Source organism: Acidisoma sp. S159 (assembly GCF_009766125.1).
Classification (GTDB): domain Bacteria; phylum Pseudomonadota; class Alphaproteobacteria; order Acetobacterales; family Acetobacteraceae; genus Acidisoma.
This window is the reverse complement of record NZ_LMUG01000048.1, coordinates 101129-115773: the sequence shown is the minus strand read 5'-3', so window position 1 is coordinate 115773 and position 14645 is coordinate 101129. Positions and strand designations below refer to the sequence as shown.

The 14645-nt window shown below is 67.1% G+C and carries 15 protein-coding genes; 3 read left to right on the top strand and 12 right to left on the bottom strand.

The annotated features are described in order from the left end of the window. Position 1: 1 nt before the first annotated feature. Both GSQ92_RS15590 and GSQ92_RS15585 read right to left on the bottom strand, forming a co-directional pair. On the bottom strand, positions 2-877 hold the full coding sequence (locus tag GSQ92_RS15590) for an ABC transporter permease (protein WP_158802666.1): 876 nt from the start codon (positions 875-877) through the stop codon (positions 2-4). Positions 878-961: 84 nt separating this feature from the next. After that, positions 962-1252, bottom strand: a complete 291-nt coding sequence (locus tag GSQ92_RS15585; protein WP_158802667.1) for a hypothetical protein — start codon at positions 1250-1252, stop codon at positions 962-964. Positions 1253-1596: 344 nt separating this feature from the next. Here GSQ92_RS15585 and GSQ92_RS31730 point away from each other — a divergent pair, with 344 nt between their 5' ends. Then, positions 1597-3300 carry a lytic transglycosylase domain-containing protein gene (locus GSQ92_RS31730; protein WP_158802668.1) on the top strand — a complete coding sequence of 568 codons (1704 nt, stop codon included), beginning with the start codon at positions 1597-1599 and terminating at the stop codon, positions 3298-3300. Between the two features lie 124 nt (positions 3301-3424). Continuing rightward, positions 3425-4468: a sensor domain-containing diguanylate cyclase gene (locus GSQ92_RS15575; protein ID WP_158802669.1), complete on the top strand. Its 1044-nt coding sequence runs from the start codon at positions 3425-3427 to the stop codon at positions 4466-4468. Here GSQ92_RS15575 and serS read toward each other — a convergent pair. The 10 genes from serS to GSQ92_RS15525 form a co-directional block, all read right to left on the bottom strand. Further along, positions 4423-5706: a serine--tRNA ligase gene (gene serS / locus GSQ92_RS15570; protein ID WP_159013666.1), complete on the bottom strand. Its 1284-nt coding sequence runs from the start codon at positions 5704-5706 to the stop codon at positions 4423-4425. The two genes, GSQ92_RS15575 and serS, sit on opposite strands and share 46 nt — an antisense overlap. A 154-nt stretch (positions 5707-5860) precedes the next feature. Next, complete coding sequence (tatC, locus tag GSQ92_RS15565; protein ID WP_158802775.1) at positions 5861-6613, bottom strand: twin-arginine translocase subunit TatC; 753 nt, start codon at positions 6611-6613, stop codon at positions 5861-5863. Positions 6614-6685: 72 nt separating this feature from the next. Continuing rightward, entirely contained in the window at positions 6686-7204 is a 519-nt protein-coding gene (tatB, locus tag GSQ92_RS15560) for a Sec-independent protein translocase protein TatB (protein ID WP_158802671.1), read from the bottom strand. 39 nt (positions 7205-7243) lie between these two features. Further along, positions 7244-7822, bottom strand: a complete 579-nt coding sequence (scpB, locus tag GSQ92_RS15555; protein WP_158802672.1) for an SMC-Scp complex subunit ScpB — start codon at positions 7820-7822, stop codon at positions 7244-7246. Positions 7823-7885: 63 nt separating this feature from the next. Further along, positions 7886-8650, bottom strand: a complete 765-nt coding sequence (locus GSQ92_RS15550; protein WP_159013665.1) for a ScpA family protein — start codon at positions 8648-8650, stop codon at positions 7886-7888. Beyond that, positions 8643-9344 carry a site-2 protease family protein gene (locus tag GSQ92_RS15545; RefSeq protein ID WP_158802674.1) on the bottom strand — a complete coding sequence of 234 codons (702 nt, stop codon included), beginning with the start codon at positions 9342-9344 and terminating at the stop codon, positions 8643-8645. Before GSQ92_RS15545 ends, GSQ92_RS15550 begins: the two co-directional genes overlap by 8 nt. 33 nt (positions 9345-9377) lie before the next feature. Next, entirely contained in the window at positions 9378-10364 is a 987-nt protein-coding gene (nagZ, locus tag GSQ92_RS15540; protein ID WP_254066628.1) for a beta-N-acetylhexosaminidase, read from the bottom strand. A gap of 8 nt (positions 10365-10372) precedes the next feature. Then, positions 10373-11266 carry an SPOR domain-containing protein gene (locus GSQ92_RS15535; protein WP_159013664.1) on the bottom strand — a complete coding sequence of 298 codons (894 nt, stop codon included), beginning with the start codon at positions 11264-11266 and terminating at the stop codon, positions 10373-10375. Then, a complete protein-coding gene (argS, locus tag GSQ92_RS15530) occupies positions 11267-13066 on the bottom strand; it encodes an arginine--tRNA ligase (RefSeq protein ID WP_158802676.1) in 1800 nt (599 codons plus the stop codon). An 8-nt stretch (positions 13067-13074) separates the two neighbouring features. Beyond that, the gene (locus tag GSQ92_RS15525) at positions 13075-14223 is read right to left on the bottom strand and encodes a deoxyguanosinetriphosphate triphosphohydrolase (protein ID WP_158802677.1); all 1149 of its coding nucleotides are present in this window, start codon (positions 14221-14223) and stop codon (positions 13075-13077) included. 52 nt (positions 14224-14275) lie between these two features. Between GSQ92_RS15525 and GSQ92_RS15520 the strand changes: the two genes are divergently transcribed. Then, on the top strand, positions 14276-14635 hold the full coding sequence (locus GSQ92_RS15520; protein WP_158802678.1) for an iron-sulfur cluster assembly accessory protein: 360 nt from the start codon (positions 14276-14278) through the stop codon (positions 14633-14635). Positions 14636-14645: the final 10 nt, after the last annotated feature.

Sequence of the window (14645 nt, the reverse complement as noted above, 5' to 3'; positions counted from 1 at the left end):
GTCAGATCCAGAAGGCGATGCGGTGTCGCACGCGCAGGAAGGTCAGCCAGGCGAAAATACAAAGCACCGCGGAGAAGCCGAGCGCGCTGATATAGGCGTGCATGGTCGGGATCTGACCCAGCAGCGGGCCACGGACGATCTGCAGGATCGTATAGAACGGGTCATAGACCAGGAAGCTCTGGTGGCCGTGAAGGAAGTCAGGCTTCCACATCACGGCGCTGACATAGAAGGCGATCTGCATGACGCTGCCGACGATCGGCGGAATGTCGCGGAACCGCGCGCAGAGGGCACCGAACAGTAGGCTCGCCGCCGCGCCGTCGACCAACCACAGCAGGAAGGCCGGGATCGCCGCGAGGGCATTCAGGTTGACTGGCACCTGGAAGGCTACAAAGACCACCACGATGACGATGACGTTGTGGCCGAGGATGAGGACGTTCCGCGCGACGATCTGGCCGATATAGAGCGAGAAGGGAATCCGCATCGAGCGGATCATGTTCTCGGCCTGGGTGAAGGAGGTGCAGGCATCGCTCACCATGGCGGCGATGAAGCTCCACAACACCAGGGACAGCGCGAGAAAGGGCAGATAGTCGCGGATCGTCGTGTGGAACAGCACCGCATAGAGAAAGCCGAGCGCCGCGACCATGACCGCCGTCGAAAGGGTCAGCCAGAGCGGGCCGAGGACCGAGCCGCGATAGCGCAGCCGGATATCGAGCCAGCTCAGCGTTAGCGCCAGCCGCCATAGGGAAAGGCCGCGCGCGATATCGCTGATCGCCATGCGGTTGCGGGCGACGAAGCCGAGGCCGTGCCGAAGGTCTATCGTGAAGCCGCGCTCGGCCTCCGGCAGGGGTGCCGCCTGTGGATCAGAGATCACGTTCATGGGCGGCTGCCGATAGCGTATCCACCGAGGCGCCGCAATATAGATGGGCAACGCGGCAGGTCACCCCTACGGCCGAGCCGCTCTTTAAGAGCCGGCCGATGCGCCAGCGGGAGCGAGGCGAACCGGGCGGCCGGGCAGGATCACGACTCGCTCGCCGAGCCGCAGCCCCTCGGAACTGCGCTGGACCACGGAGATGGTCCGTCCATCCTCGGTAGTAACAATACATTCGATGCGGCGATTGGCGCCCGGATCGACGCCGCCGAGCAGAGCATTGCCGATCACGCCGAGAATGTCCTTGTCAGGATTGCCTGTCTTGGCGTCGATGACCCGAATCGCCTTGATCGTGCCATAGGTAACCGCGGAAGTGGGCGCCACTGTCCGTGGCGTGGCTGCCGGGCCGGAAGCAACGGTGCAGCCGGCCAGCATTAACGATGCCGCAAGCATTCTCAGGCAATGTCGAGGCTGACGGTCACGGCGATTACAACCGATTGTGATCATCGCCCAAATCCTTCCGCAGCCTCCTCTGCTTAGCGTGATTTCTGGACAAAACCTATCCGCAACGACAGATTTCGGTTTGTTCATGTTGCACAGAACTTCGGGTTCCTCTAGGACTTAGCTCGCTTTCCTCAGAGGAAGGCGTCAGAACGACCCCGGAGCGGCGACGTCTGTCGTCGTGACTCACCGGCCTATTCGGCCGCGCCACGACGGAGGCAGTATCGATGCCGCAGCCCGCTCAAGCAGAGTTGACTCTCGCTCAGGTTGCAGAACCTGGCCGCAAGGCTCGCGCGGTGCGTCATCTGCCTCGGTTCGCGGGGCTCGCTCTCCTTGGGCTTCTCGCTGCTTGCGCCAGCCATAATCCGCGCCTCTCGGCGACCCAGCAAGCCGCCCAATATAAGTACAATGCTAGCGGTGATTACGCGCCGCCCGGCCCGGCTTCGGATCCCTGGGGTCCCTATATCAACGAAGCGGCACAGCGCTTCGACGTGCCGCCAAGCTGGATCCGCAACGTGATGCACACGGAGTCCGGCGGACATCTGTACGTCAACGGGCAACTTGTTACCTCAGGCGTCGGCGCGATGGGCCTGATGCAGGTGATGCCGGAGACCTACCAGGAGCTTTCGGCCCAGTACAACCTCGGCGACGATCCCTATGCGCCGCATGACAACATCATGGCGGGCACGGCCTATCTCCGCGAGATGTACGACCTGTTCGGGTCACCCGGCTTCCTCGCGGCCTATAATGCCGGACCGCAACGGCTGAACCAATATCTCACCGACGGACGCCCGCTACCGGCGGAGACCACGCATTACGTCGCGATGATCGCGCCTTATATCCATGGCGACATGCCGTCTGGCCACTCACCGGCCGACCGCTTCGCGATGAACAGCATGAACGCGCCGAGCGGCCGCGCCTACAATGCCGGTGGCTATGCGCCGCCGAGCCTCGCGAATACCGGCGGCGGCGCGGTCTCCGGCAATATGATGGCGATGAACCAGGCGCCTCCGCCGCCAGTAGCCAGCGTCGTCACGGAAACCAGCGCGGATGATCTTAACCAGCAGCAGGTCGCCAAGCATGGCGCGGCCCTGGTCGCCGCAGGCGGCGGAGCAGTGCCGGCTGACCTCATGGTCGCGATGAACGATCCCCGTCCGTCGGCGGCCCAGGTCGCCCAACAGGAAATCGCCGCGGATAACGACGGAGCCACAGCCCCCGGAGACGACCAGGCTGCGGTGGTCGAACAGGCCCCGCTCCAGACGCCGGCTACCCGCGTCGTGCCGATGCCCGAGGTGGTGCAGCCGCGTGTCGCTCAGGCGCCGATGCGGATGGCCGTCAACCTGCCGCCGCCTGCCGCGGCACCCGTCTATATCGCGGCGCCAAGCTATCGCCCGGCTGTCGTCCAGCCGCAGGTCGCGGCCTATCAGGCGCCGCCACCCGTTCGCCTGCCACCTCCGCCCGCACCGGCGCCGGTGCGGGCGGTACAACTCGCGGCCTATACGCCGCCGCTGCGCCGGACCGTGCCGAACCGCGTGGTTGGGTCGCGCGGCGAGCATAATCTGGCGATGGAAATGAATGAACCGGCCGCTGTGCCGACCCATCGCACCAGCGGCTTTCGCCTGATCTCCCCGGCGATGGCCGACACCATGCCGATGTCTTCGAGCAGCCATGGCGGCGGCTGGGCGATCCAGGTTGGCGCCTACCGCACCGCCGGCGACGCCCGTGAGGCCGTCGGCACCGCCCGCCAGCACAGCCGTTACCAGCTCGCCTCCGCCAGCAGCGTCGTCATGCCGGTGCATGTCTCGCAGAAAACACTTTTCCGGGCGCGGCTCAGCGGCCTATCGCAAAGCGCGGCCGTAAATGCCTGCAGCACGCTCAGCCATGGGCGCACTCCCTGCATGGTGCTGTCTCCGGATGCTCAAAATGATTGATCGCGGGTCCCGACCGAACGAATGATTGGGTAACCGACGACTGCCGGCAGCCGAGATCGCCTCGGCCATGACCTGCCCGCGACCTTGAAGGAGGTTCGGCCTATTGGCGGCGACCGAGACCCAGATGAGAGCTAACGAAACCCAGAGGTTGCGGACCTTGCGCAGCTACGATGCGTCGGGACTCGACCATGGGCTCGATGCGCTCTGCGGCCAGCTTCGTCGCAGTCTCGACGTGCCTTTTGCGGCGGTCACCCTCGTGGACGAAACCCATACCCGCGTCATCGGCCGCGACGGCGTCGATACCGAGTCGGTGCCGAATGACCAAAGCTTCTGCGCCCTGGCGATCCGCGAAATGGGTCCGGCGCCCTTCACCGTTGTGGATGCCCTCAGCGACCCACGGTTCCGCTCAAATCCCTTTGTGACCGACGGCTGCGGCATCCGTTTTTACGCCGCCGCCCCGCTCATTGCCGGAGACGGCTCGGCACTCGGCTGCCTCTGCGCCCTCGATACGCGCGCCCGCGAAGTGACGGCGACGGAACGCCAGACCCTCGTCGACCTGTCCAGAACCGCGATGCAAATCCTGGAGATGCGACGGCATATGCAAGAGGCGCGTCAGCTTGCCCTTACGGATGCCCTGACGAAACTGCCCAATCGCACCGCGATCGAGAGCGAGATCGGCAAGGCGATCGCGGCTCTTGATCAGCGCCACTGTCCCTTTTCTCTTCTTCGCCTCGATGTCGATGGCCTGGCGCGGATCAACGAGACCAAGGGCCAGCCAGCGGGGGACAGGCTTCTTCAGCTGATCGGCGAGGCGCTCAGGCAAAAGACGCGACGGAGCGAGACCGCCGGGCGGCTGGATGGTGACGACTTCGCGCTTATCATCCTGGGCGCTGATCCAGCCATGGCGCTAGCCGCCGGGTGTCGCATCAAGCAGCTGCTCGACAAGGCAGTGGCGGGGGCGGGTTATGATGTGACCTTCTCGATCGGGCTCGTGACCTTCCTCAGCGCCCCAGCCGACGTTGCCACCGCCATGCGCGAGACTGACGCCCGGCTCCTCGAGGCCAAGCGCGGTGGCAGGAACCAGATCGTCGAAGCGGTGGTAGGTCAGAGCGACGGGCGCGATCAGCTCGCGGCTACCGCACCGATCGCGCGGTTGCCGCCCATATAGGGGCGCAGCACCTCCGGCACGCGGATGGTGCCATCCGGTTGCTGGTGGTTCTCCATGACCGCAATCAGCGCGCGGCCAACAGCTACACCGGAACCATTGAGCGTATGGACGAAGCCGAGCGTCTTGCCGTCCGTCGCACGGGAGCGGGCGTTCATGCGGCGGGCCTGAAAGTCCCGCATGTTCGAGCATGAGCTGATCTCCCGCCACGCCGCCTGACCCGGCAGCCAGACCTCAAGGTCGTAGGTCTTGGCGGCGCCGAAGCCGGTATCGCCCGCGCAAAGCACGACGCGGCGATAGGGTAGCTCCAGCCGTTCCAGCACCGTCTCGGCGCAGCGGGTCATGCGCTCGTGCTCCGCATCGCTCTGGTCGGGATGGGCGATGACCACCATCTCTACCTTGCGGAACTGGTGCTGGCGCAGCATGCCGCGCGTGTCCCGGCCGGCGGAACCCGCCTCGCTGCGAAAGCAATCGGTGAGGGCGCCGAGGCGGACGGGAAGCCGCCACTCCGGAGTGATTTCGCCCGCGGCGAGGTTGGTCAGCGGCACCTCGGCGGTGGGGATGAGCCAGCGGCCATCGGTGGTGCGGAACAGATCCTCGGCGAATTTCGGGAGCTGACCGGTGCCATAGACGGCGGCATCATTGACCAGCGACGGCACGACCATCTCCTCGAAGCCGTGTTCCGTCGTGTGCAGGTCGATCATGAACTGGCCGAGTGCGCGCTCCATCCGGGCAAGTGCGCCGCGCAGGACCGTGAAACGGGCACCGGCAAGCTTGGCGGCGGCGGCGAAATCCATGAGCCCGAGCGCTTCGCCGAGCTCGAAATGCTGGCGGGCGGGGAAGTTCTGGCGCGGCGGCTCGCCCCAGGTTTTCAGCACGACATTGGCGCTTTCATCGGCGCCGTCGGGCACGTCGGGGTCGAGGATATTGGGCAGGCTTTCGAGGCGGGCGCGGCTATCGGCCTCGGCACGCGCGGCGATGCCTTCGAGGGCCTCCATCTCCTGCCGCAGCGCGGTGCCTTCGGCTTCCAGGGCAGCGGTGTCGGCACCTTGCTTCCTGCCCTGGCCGATCTCCCGCGCCAGGGCGTTGCGCCGTGCCTGCATCTCCTGGAGCGCCCCGAGTGCCTGGCGCCGCTCGGCGTCGAAGGCGACGATCGCTTCGGCCATTGGCGGCACGTTGCGGCGAGCGAGTGCCGCGTCGAAGGCGGCGGGGTCGGCGCGGATCGCGCGAATATCGTGCATGGGGTGGCCTCAACTCAGAGTCTTGGTGGCGTCAGGAGCCCGTCATGCTCGGCGAAGGCCGAGCATCCACGCCTTTGCTTGGTCGACGAAGGTAGGCGTGGATGGCGCCTTCGCGTGCCACGACGATGTTTACGGCGCGAACATTGTCGAGCGCTCAATCATCCTCAAGCGGCTTCGGCTCGACCAGCCGCACCGCGATGATGGAAATCTCGTACAGCAGGATCAGCGGCACGGCGAGGCTGGTCTGGGTCAGCACGTCGGGCGGGGTCAGCACGGCGGCGACCACGAAGCAGCCGACATAGGCGTAGCGGCGGAACTTCTTCAGCGTCTTCGAGCTGATGATGCCGACCTTGCCCATCAGCGTCAGCGCCACCGGCAGCTCGAAGGCCACACCGAAGGCGAAGACCAGCTTCATCACCAGGCCGAGATAATCCGAAACACGGGCCATCAGCTCGATCTTCATGCCATCGGCGGCGGCGTGATGGGCCGGCGTCTGGAAGCTCAGGAAGAAGCGGAAGGCCATCGGGAAGATGAAGTAGTAGGCGAGCGCCGCGCCCCCCAGGAACAGGATCGGCGTGGCGGCGATGAAGGGCAGCAGCGCCCGCTTCTCGCTGCGATAGAGGCCGGGCGCGATGAACAGCCAGACCTGCGTCGAGATGATCGGGAAGGATATAAAGGCGGCTGCATATACAGATACCTTTATGTAGGTGAAGAAGGCCTCGTAGAGCGCCGTATAGATCAGGCGCGGCTCCTCGCCCCGGCTTTTCAGCACCTGGACCAGGGGATGGGCGATGAACTCGTAGATCTGAAACGAGAAGTGGTAGCAGACGAAAAAGGCGATCAGGAAGCCGCCGGCCGACCACAATAGCCGCGTGCGAAGCTCCGCCAGATGCTCGAGCAGCGGCATCGGCTTGTCGTTGATGGTGTCATTCTCATGCGTCGCCACGGCCTTGCGCCTCGATCTCGGGGGTTTGGGCCGTTACCGGCGGATGCCGGGCGGGATGAAGGCAGGGCGCCGGTCGGCGATGCGAAGACCCGGCGGGATGAAGGCGGGCGGGTGAGGACCCGCAGCCTCGTCGGGTAGCATGATCGGCGTGCCAGTTTCGTCGGATCGCGGCGCGTCGGCGGAATATTCCGGAAATTCCCCTACCGCGACGGTTTCCACCGCTCCATTGCCGGCAGTGGTCGCGGCTGTCGCGCCGGCCGCCATGGGATCGGAGAAGGCGGAGCGGATCGAGCGGTCGGGATCGATCATGCGGCCGATCTGTTGCCGCACATTCAGGCCGCCGCGAATCTCCTGGATCTGGTCGCGCACCTCGGTGAGGTTAGCCTCGCGGACAAGCTCGTCCATCTGGCCCTGGAACTCGCCCGCCATGCGCCGCATCTTCTTGATGGCGGTGGTCATGGTGCGAATCGCCACCGGCATGTCCTTGGGACCGATGGCAATGAGGGCCACCACGCCGACTAGAGCGATTTCCGACCAGGCGAAGTCGAACATTTACGGCTGATACTCCCGACGCTTCTGCTAGCAGGAAGTTCAGTCGTGGGAAACCACCGTCTCGGCGGCGGCCTGCTCGTTCAGGTCAGCGCTTTGGAGGAGCTGCGCCTCGTTGACGAGATCGTCGCGGCGCGGCAGGTCACCCAGCGCCTTCAGGCCGAAGCGGGACAGGAAGGTCGTGGTCGTGACCCAGAGGGTCGGGCGGCCGGGGCTGTCCCGCCGTCCGGCCGGGGCGATGAGCTCCGCTTCGAGCAGCGTTTCCAGCGTGGTCTGAGCCAGGGCCGTGCCGCGCACCTCCTCGATCTCGCCGCGCGTGACCGGCTGGCGATAGGCGATGATGGCGAGCGTCTCCATGGCGACGCGCGGCAGGCGGCGCGGGATTTCGATGACGCGAGTGAGGCGCGGCGCGAGATCGAGCGCGGTGCGGAACTGCAGGCCGCCGGCGACCTCCACAAGTTCGACGCCGCGCCCGGCGTAGCGCGCCTGAAGTGCTGCGACGACAGCCTCGGGCTCCTCGCCTTCGGGCAGCATGGTGGCGAGGGTGCGGAGCGGCACCGGGGCGGCGGCGGCGAAGACCAGAGCCTCGGCGAGACGGAGAGAGTCGTCGGAGGGTTCCATCACTATCCGTCCGTGGAGAGGGAGAACGGCGGGTTGCGCCAGCTTACCCGGAATGCCCGGGGTTTAATGGGACTCGCTCCGGCGAATGGCGATCGGTCCGAAAGCCTGTTCCTGGCGCAGGTCGATATCGCCACTGCGGCCCATCTCGAGGCTGGCGAGAAGGGTGCTGGCCATGGCGGCGCGCAAGGCGGCGGCATCCGGCAGCGTTTCGGGGAGAAAACGGGCGAGTTCGGTCCAGTCGGGCATCTGGCCGAGCATCAGACCCAGACGGCGCAGCGCATCCTGCACACTCCACCATGGCGTCATCCGAGGCGCGTAGCGGCGTCGGCCGAGCTGGCGGCGCAGCGCACCGATATGGCCGCGCATCAGGCTCGGCAGGTCGAGCAGAAGCCCGGAACGGTCCGTCTCGGTCAGATCTTCCGGTGCGCCACGCGCGAAGACATCCAGGCCCAGTTGCGGCCGGGCGCCAAGCCACAGTGCCGCCATCCGCATCCGTTGCAGGTCTGCGAGGCGGGAGGCGAGGCCCTCGGCGGCGATCTCGGCATCCTCCGCCTCCTCGACACCTGCGGGCACCAGCAGGCGCGACTTCAGCCAGGCGAGCCAGGCGGCCATCACCAGCCAGTCCGCGGCGAGCTCCAGGCGCACCCGCCGCGCGCCCTCGATGATGGCGAGATACTGATCGACGAGGGCTAGGATGGAGATCTGCGCGAGGTCGACCTTCTGGCTCCGCGCGAGATCGAGCAGGAGATCGAGCGGCCCCTCGAAGCCCTCCAGCCGAAGCACGAAGCTGGGGCTGGCCCCGGCCTCGGCCACGGCGGTCTCAGACATGCTGGCCGGCGAGGTTAAAGACCAGGCGCATGGTCCAGGGCACCACCCGGTCCAGCAGCGTGTGGACCGGGTCGAAGTTCCAGCCGAATTCGCGCGAGGCGGCGGGGACGACGAAGATCAGCAGCATGACAATGGCGATGCCGGCGCGCTCCAGCCTCGCCCAGCGCTCGGCGAGCGCGAGAGGCAGGAGACCGACGACGATCCGGCCGCCATCGAGCGGCGGAATGGGCAGCAGGTTGAAGAGGCCGAGCACGATATTCGCGAGGATGAAGTCCTGGATGAAGGTCGCGAAGGGGACCATCGAACTGGCCGGGAGATGCGGGAGCAGGAAACCGCCAAGGGCGCCGATCCAGGCGAGGAAGAAATTCATCGCCGGGCCAGCCGCGGCCACCACCATCATGCCGCGCCGCGGGTCGCGGAAACGCCAGGCCGAGACGGGCACCGGCTTCGCCCAGCCGAACATGAAGGCGACGCGGCCGATGGTGAGGAGCTGACCGACCAGCAGGATGCCGGGCAGGATGATGGTGCCGACCCGATCGACATGCCGCAGCGGGTTGAGCGAAAGACGGCCCATCTTCTTCGCCGTATCGTCGCCGAGCGCCCAGGCGGCATAGCCGTGCGCCGCCTCATGCAGGGTGATGGCGAGAACCGTCGCCACCACGCCGATGGCGATCGAGACGATGAAGTCGCTCATCCGACAACCAGCCGTTCGGGGATCCGCATGGCGCTAGCCTATCCCCAGCAGCAGGTCGCGCTCGGCGCCCCAATCCTTGGCCGGCTGAGCGCCGGACGCGGCCAGGGTTCGCGCGGCGGCAAGGATCGACGGCAGGCCGGGTGCGGACGGTACCGCCTCCAGGATCGCCGTATTCGCGGCGAGATCGCCGGGACAATAGACGGCGACGTCGCAGCCAGCGGCGAGCGATGCCTGAACCCGCGTCAGGGGCGTTCCCTCCAGCGCGTTCATCGCGAGGTCGTCCGACAGCAGCAGGCCGTCGAAGCCGATTTCGCCTCGTATGGCATCGCCGATGATGGTGGGAGAGAGGGTGCCGGGCCGGTCGTCATCGACGCCCTCGTACAGGATATGCGCCGTCATCATCCAGGGAATCAGCGTCGCCGTCTCGCGGAAGGGGGCGAGGTCGGCGCCCCATGCCTCGGCATCGAAGGGCACGCGCGGCAGAACAAGGTGGCTGTCGACGCGCGCCCTGCCGTGGCCGGGGGCATGTTTGGACACGGCAATGACTCCGGCGGCGCGCAGCCCCTCTGCCATGGCGAGGCCCAGCACCGCCACGCGTTCCGGATCGCCGCCGAAGCTGCGGTCGCCCACGACATCGCTTTGGCCGGGTATCGCGCGATCCAGCACGGGCGCGGCCACGACATCGAAACCGGCCGCGCGGCACTCCGCGCCGATGGCGGCGCCATGCGCCCAGGCGGCGCGCAAGGCGGCGGCGGGATCGCGTGTATCGAGGCGGGCAATCGCACCGGCCGAGGGGTGGGCGCGCCAATGCGGGGGCCGCAGCCGGGCGACGCGGCCGCCCTCCTGGTCGACCATCATGACCGCTTCGGGCGCAAGCACGGCGCGGAGGTCATGCATCAGAGACGCAAGCTGCGCCGGATCCACCACGTTGCGGCCGAACAGGATGACGCCAGCGGGCGGCAGGCGGCGGAAGAGCGCCGCTTCCTCCGAGGTGAGATTGGGCCCCGAGACACCGAGGATAACGGGTTTCAGAATGAGGCCACCGTGCAGTTGCCGCCCTTCGCGCGAACATCGGCGCAGAAGCGCGTGGCGTCGGCGACGGAGGCGAAGCCTGCGGTGCGGAGACGCCAGAAGCTGCGGCTACCAACCTCGGCATGCATCACGACCGGATCGCGGTCGCCGAGCAGTTCCGGCATGCGATGGGTGAGCCGGGCCCATTCCATATGCGCCCCCATCTCGCTGTCGAGCGCCGCGAGCTGCACCTGGACGTGGCTGGGCTTGCCACCATGCGCGGGCGGTGGGGTTTTGGCTGGAGCGGGTTTGGATGGGGTCCCGGCGGTTTGCGGCATCTCCATCGCCAGATTGCCGACACCGGCGGCGTTGCGCTTCATCGGAACCTCAGCGGCGAGGTTGCGGCTCGACGTCATCGGCGTCTCGGGCACCGACTGCACACTGGTCGCCGAGCCGGGCGGCAGAGGAAGCGTCGCATCGGGCTTTGCCGCGGCACTCACCTGCGGCGGTGGGGGCGCGATGACCCGTGGCGCGGCGGGGGGCGGAGGTGGCGCCGGTGGCGGCTGGTCCTGCGCGGCCGCCGCGGCGGCAAGGCCATTCGGGTCAGGCGCTTCGGGAGCCGGCGCGAGGCTGGTTCCGGCGCCGCCGCCCTGAGCGCCGAGTAGCTGATTGTTCATCGCATTGATCTGCAGACCGCCGGGATCCAGGGGCTTAACCTTCACCGCCCCCGGCTCAGGCTCGATCAGCGGCACCGAACCGCCGCCGCCGCTGAAGACGCCCCACATGACGACGACCAGGAGCATGACCGCCCCGATGCCGCCCGCCATGACGAAGAGGCGCCGTGTCTCGCGATCCCGCTGATAGCCGGAGCGCGGTGCGCCTGGCGTAGGGATTCGCAAGTCATCCGACATCTATCGCATCTCCTCGACCGGCGTGACGCCGAGCACCGCAAGTCCGGACCGCAGAACCGTCGCCGTCGCCGCGACCAGAGCCAAACGGGCGCGGGTGCCCTCCCCGTCCTCGGCCTGAAGGAATCGGAGCGTCGTGTCCTCGCGCCCCTTGTTCCATAGCATGTGGAACTCTCCTGCAAGCTCATAGAGATAAAAGGCGACACGATGCGGTTCGCGGGCCAGCGCGGCACCCTCAATCAGACGCGGCCAGGCGATCAAGCGGCGGATCAGCGCGAGTTCCTGTGCGTCGTCGAGCGGTGCGAGATCGGCGGTGGCGAGGGCGGCCGGTTCTGCGGCTTCGGCGCCCAGCATCTCGGCGGCGGCGCGCAGCACGCTGCGGCAGCGGGCATGGGCATATTGCACGTAGAAGACCGGGTTCTCGCGCGTCTGGGCCATCGCCTGGTCGAGGTCGAATTCCATCTGCGCATCGGATTTGCGCATCAGCATGGTGAAGCGAACGGCATCCGCGCTGACTTCCTCGAGCAGGTCGCGCAACGTGACGAAGGTGCCGGCGCGCTTGCTCATGCGCAGCGGCTGGCCGTTCCGCATCACATGCACGATCTGGCAAAGCACGACTTCCAGCGGCACGCGTCCGCCCGAGGCCGCCTTCACCGCCGCCTTCATGCGCGAAACGTAGCCGCCATGATCCGCGCCGAGCACGTCGATCAGGATATCGGCGCCGCGCGCGATCTTGTCGGTGTGATAGGCGATGTCATTGGCGAAATACGTGTTGGAGCCATCGGATTTCCGCAGCGGACGGTCCACGTCATCACCGAAATCGGTGGCGCGGAACAGGGTTTGCGGACGCGGTTCCCAGTCGTCGGGCGTCTTGCCGCGCGGCGGTTCCAGCACGCCTTCATACAGCAGGCCGCCAGCCTGGAGCTTGGCAATGGCGGTGTCCGTGGCGCCGCTTTCCAGCAGCGCTTGCTCCGAGGAAAACACGTCGAAGGTGACGCCGAGGCGGCCGAGGTCTTCGCGGATCTCCGCGATCATCATCTCCAGGGCGAGTTCACGCACGTGTGCCAGCCAAAGCGCGGGATCGGCGATGCCGAGTTCCGGGGTCGCGAGGCTCGCACCGTATCGCTCGTAGAGTGCCTGGCCCACGGGGATGAGGTATTCGCCGCGATACTGCAGGCCGCTGGGGGCGGCGGCATCCAGTTCCTCGGGCGTCACCGGGCTGCCGATTGCTTCGAGGTAGCGCCAGTAGGAAGCCCAGGCGAGAGCCTGCACCTGACCGCCGGCATCGTTGATGTAGTATTCCCGCGTCACCGCGAAGCCGGCCTTGACGAGAACCGAGGACAGCGCGTCGCCCACCACCGCGCCACGGCAGTGGCCGATATGCATGGGGCCGGTCGGATTGGCTGAAACGTATTCGACATTCACCGCGATGCCGTCGCCGATATGGCCGTCGCCGTAGCTTTCGCCGGCGCGCAGGATCACCGGGATCTGCGCCAGCAGCGCGCCGGGGCTCAGCCGCAGATTGACGAAGCCGGGGCCAGCGGGTTCGGCGGAAGCGACATCCGGCAGCAGCGCCAGACGCGCGGCGATGGCCTCGGCCAGAACGCGAGGCGGCTTGCCGGCAGGTTTGGCCGCCACCATCGCGGCGTTGGTCGCCATGTCGCCATGGGCGGGGTCACGCGTCGGCGTCACCTCCACGCGCGCGGTGACTTGCGCGAGGATGGCGGGGTCGAGGTCCGGCAGCAGGTCGGCAAGCGCCTGCACGGCATGGTCGCGCATGCCGGCGAAAAGGTTCTCGGTCATGGGCGGTATCAGCCCGGAACGCTGGGATCGGTCAACCGGCGATATTCGTCATGAGCGTAGCGATCCGTCATGCCCGCGATATAGTCCCGCACGGTTTCCGCCGCGCGGCGGGTGCGGCCCTGCCCGGCCCGCTCGCCCCATTCATCCGGCAGCAGGCTCGGATCATCGAGCAGGAGTGTCGCGAGCTCAGCGGTGAGGCGGCTCGACTTCGCGGACATGCGGTTGACGCGCCAATGGCGATACATGCGGGCGAAGAGGAAGTCCTTGATCTCACGGTTGGCCTCCGCCATCGCCGGGCTGAAGCCGACCACCGGGGATCGCGCGTGGCGGATAGCCTCCACACTCTCGGGATCGAGCCGCGCGATTCGCAGGCGCGTGACGCCCACCACATCGCGGATCATCCGGTCCAGCACGCGCCGGATGGTCTCGTGCCGCAGACGGGGCGCGGCCAGGTCGGGGGCCAGAGCCCGCGCCTCGGCCAGGGATTCCGCCACCACCGGCAGGCGGCCGATCTCCTCCATGGTGAAGAGCTTGGCGCGCAGCCCATCGTCGAGGTCATGGCTGTGATAAGCGATATCGTCCGCCAGCGCCGCGACCTGAGCCTCGGCCGAGGCCTGGGTCGTAAGGTCGAGCGAATGCCGCTCGTCATAGGCGGCGACATAGCCGCTGGGCGAGGCGATGGGGCCGTTATGCTTGACCAGCCCTTCCAGCGTCTCCCAGGTCAGGTTTAACCCGTCGAAGCCCGCGTAGCGCGCTTCGAGTAAGGTCACGACGCGCAGGCTTTGGGCGTTGTGGTTGAAGCCGCCGAACTCGGCCATCGCCTGGTCGAGGCCGGTCTCGCCCGCATGGCCGAAGGGCGGGTGGCCGAGGTCATGCGCCAGCGCGAGCGCCTCGGTCAGGTCCTCGTCCAACCGCAGGGCGCGGGCGATGGAGCGGCCGATCTGCGCCACCTCGATGCTGTGGGTCAGCCGGGTGCGGTAGAAGTGGCCCTCGTGATCGACGAAAACCTGTGTCTTATACTGCAGCTTGCGGAAGGCGGTGGCGTGGATGATGCGGTCGCGGTCGCGCTGGAAGGGACCGCGCATGCCGGCGTCCGGCTCGGGATGCAGACGCCCGCGCGACGTCTCCGCGCGCACGGCATAGGGGGCGAGATCCATGGACGAGGGCTAATCCCTTCAATTACGCGCATCAAGCGGCTATGTTGTGGGCATGACCGAGCAAAATGCGAGCTTAGGCGTGCCTGGCAGTTTCGGTGTGACCGATCGGGCGGCCGCGCAGATCGCCCAGATCCTCAGCGCCCAATCCTCGGCGGCGCTCCGCGTGGCCGTGCTGGCGGGCGGTTGCAGCGGATTCCAATACAGCTTCGATCTGGATGAGGCACCGCCCACCGATGAGGATATGGTCATCGAGCGCGACGGCGCCCGGGTTCTGGTCGATCAGAGCAGCCTGACGCTGCTGGGCGGCGCGCAGCTCGATTACACCGACGCGCTGATGGGCGCGCATTTCGCGATCAAGAACCCGAACGCGACCTCCGCCTGCGGCTGCGGCAGCAGCTTCTCGATCGACTGAGGCGGCCGGC

Excerpts from the sequence above, each read along its gene's own strand:
- GSQ92_RS15590 (WP_158802666.1), bottom strand. The coding sequence starts at position 877 with ATGAACGTGATCTCTGATCCACAGGCGGCACCCCTGCCGGAGGCCGAG.
- GSQ92_RS31730 (WP_158802668.1), top strand. The coding sequence starts at position 1,597 with ATGCCGCAGCCCGCTCAAGCAGAGTTGACTCTCGCTCAGGTTGCAGAA.
- GSQ92_RS15575 (WP_158802669.1), top strand. The coding sequence starts at position 3,425 with ATGAGAGCTAACGAAACCCAGAGGTTGCGGACCTTGCGCAGCTACGAT.
- serS (WP_159013666.1), bottom strand. The coding sequence starts at position 5,706 with ATGCACGATATTCGCGCGATCCGCGCCGACCCCGCCGCCTTCGACGCG.
- tatC (WP_158802775.1), bottom strand. The coding sequence starts at position 6,613 with ATGCCGCTGCTCGAGCATCTGGCGGAGCTTCGCACGCGGCTATTGTGG.
- tatB (WP_158802671.1), bottom strand. The coding sequence starts at position 7,204 with ATGTTCGACTTCGCCTGGTCGGAAATCGCTCTAGTCGGCGTGGTGGCC.
- scpB (WP_158802672.1), bottom strand. The coding sequence starts at position 7,822 with ATGGAACCCTCCGACGACTCTCTCCGTCTCGCCGAGGCTCTGGTCTTC.
- GSQ92_RS15550 (WP_159013665.1), bottom strand. The coding sequence starts at position 8,650 with ATGTCTGAGACCGCCGTGGCCGAGGCCGGGGCCAGCCCCAGCTTCGTG.
- GSQ92_RS15545 (WP_158802674.1), bottom strand. The coding sequence starts at position 9,344 with ATGAGCGACTTCATCGTCTCGATCGCCATCGGCGTGGTGGCGACGGTT.
- GSQ92_RS15535 (WP_159013664.1), bottom strand. The coding sequence starts at position 11,266 with ATGTCGGATGACTTGCGAATCCCTACGCCAGGCGCACCGCGCTCCGGC.
- argS (WP_158802676.1), bottom strand. The coding sequence starts at position 13,066 with ATGACCGAGAACCTTTTCGCCGGCATGCGCGACCATGCCGTGCAGGCG.
- GSQ92_RS15525 (WP_158802677.1), bottom strand. The coding sequence starts at position 14,223 with ATGGATCTCGCCCCCTATGCCGTGCGCGCGGAGACGTCGCGCGGGCGT.
- GSQ92_RS15520 (WP_158802678.1), top strand. The coding sequence starts at position 14,276 with ATGACCGAGCAAAATGCGAGCTTAGGCGTGCCTGGCAGTTTCGGTGTG.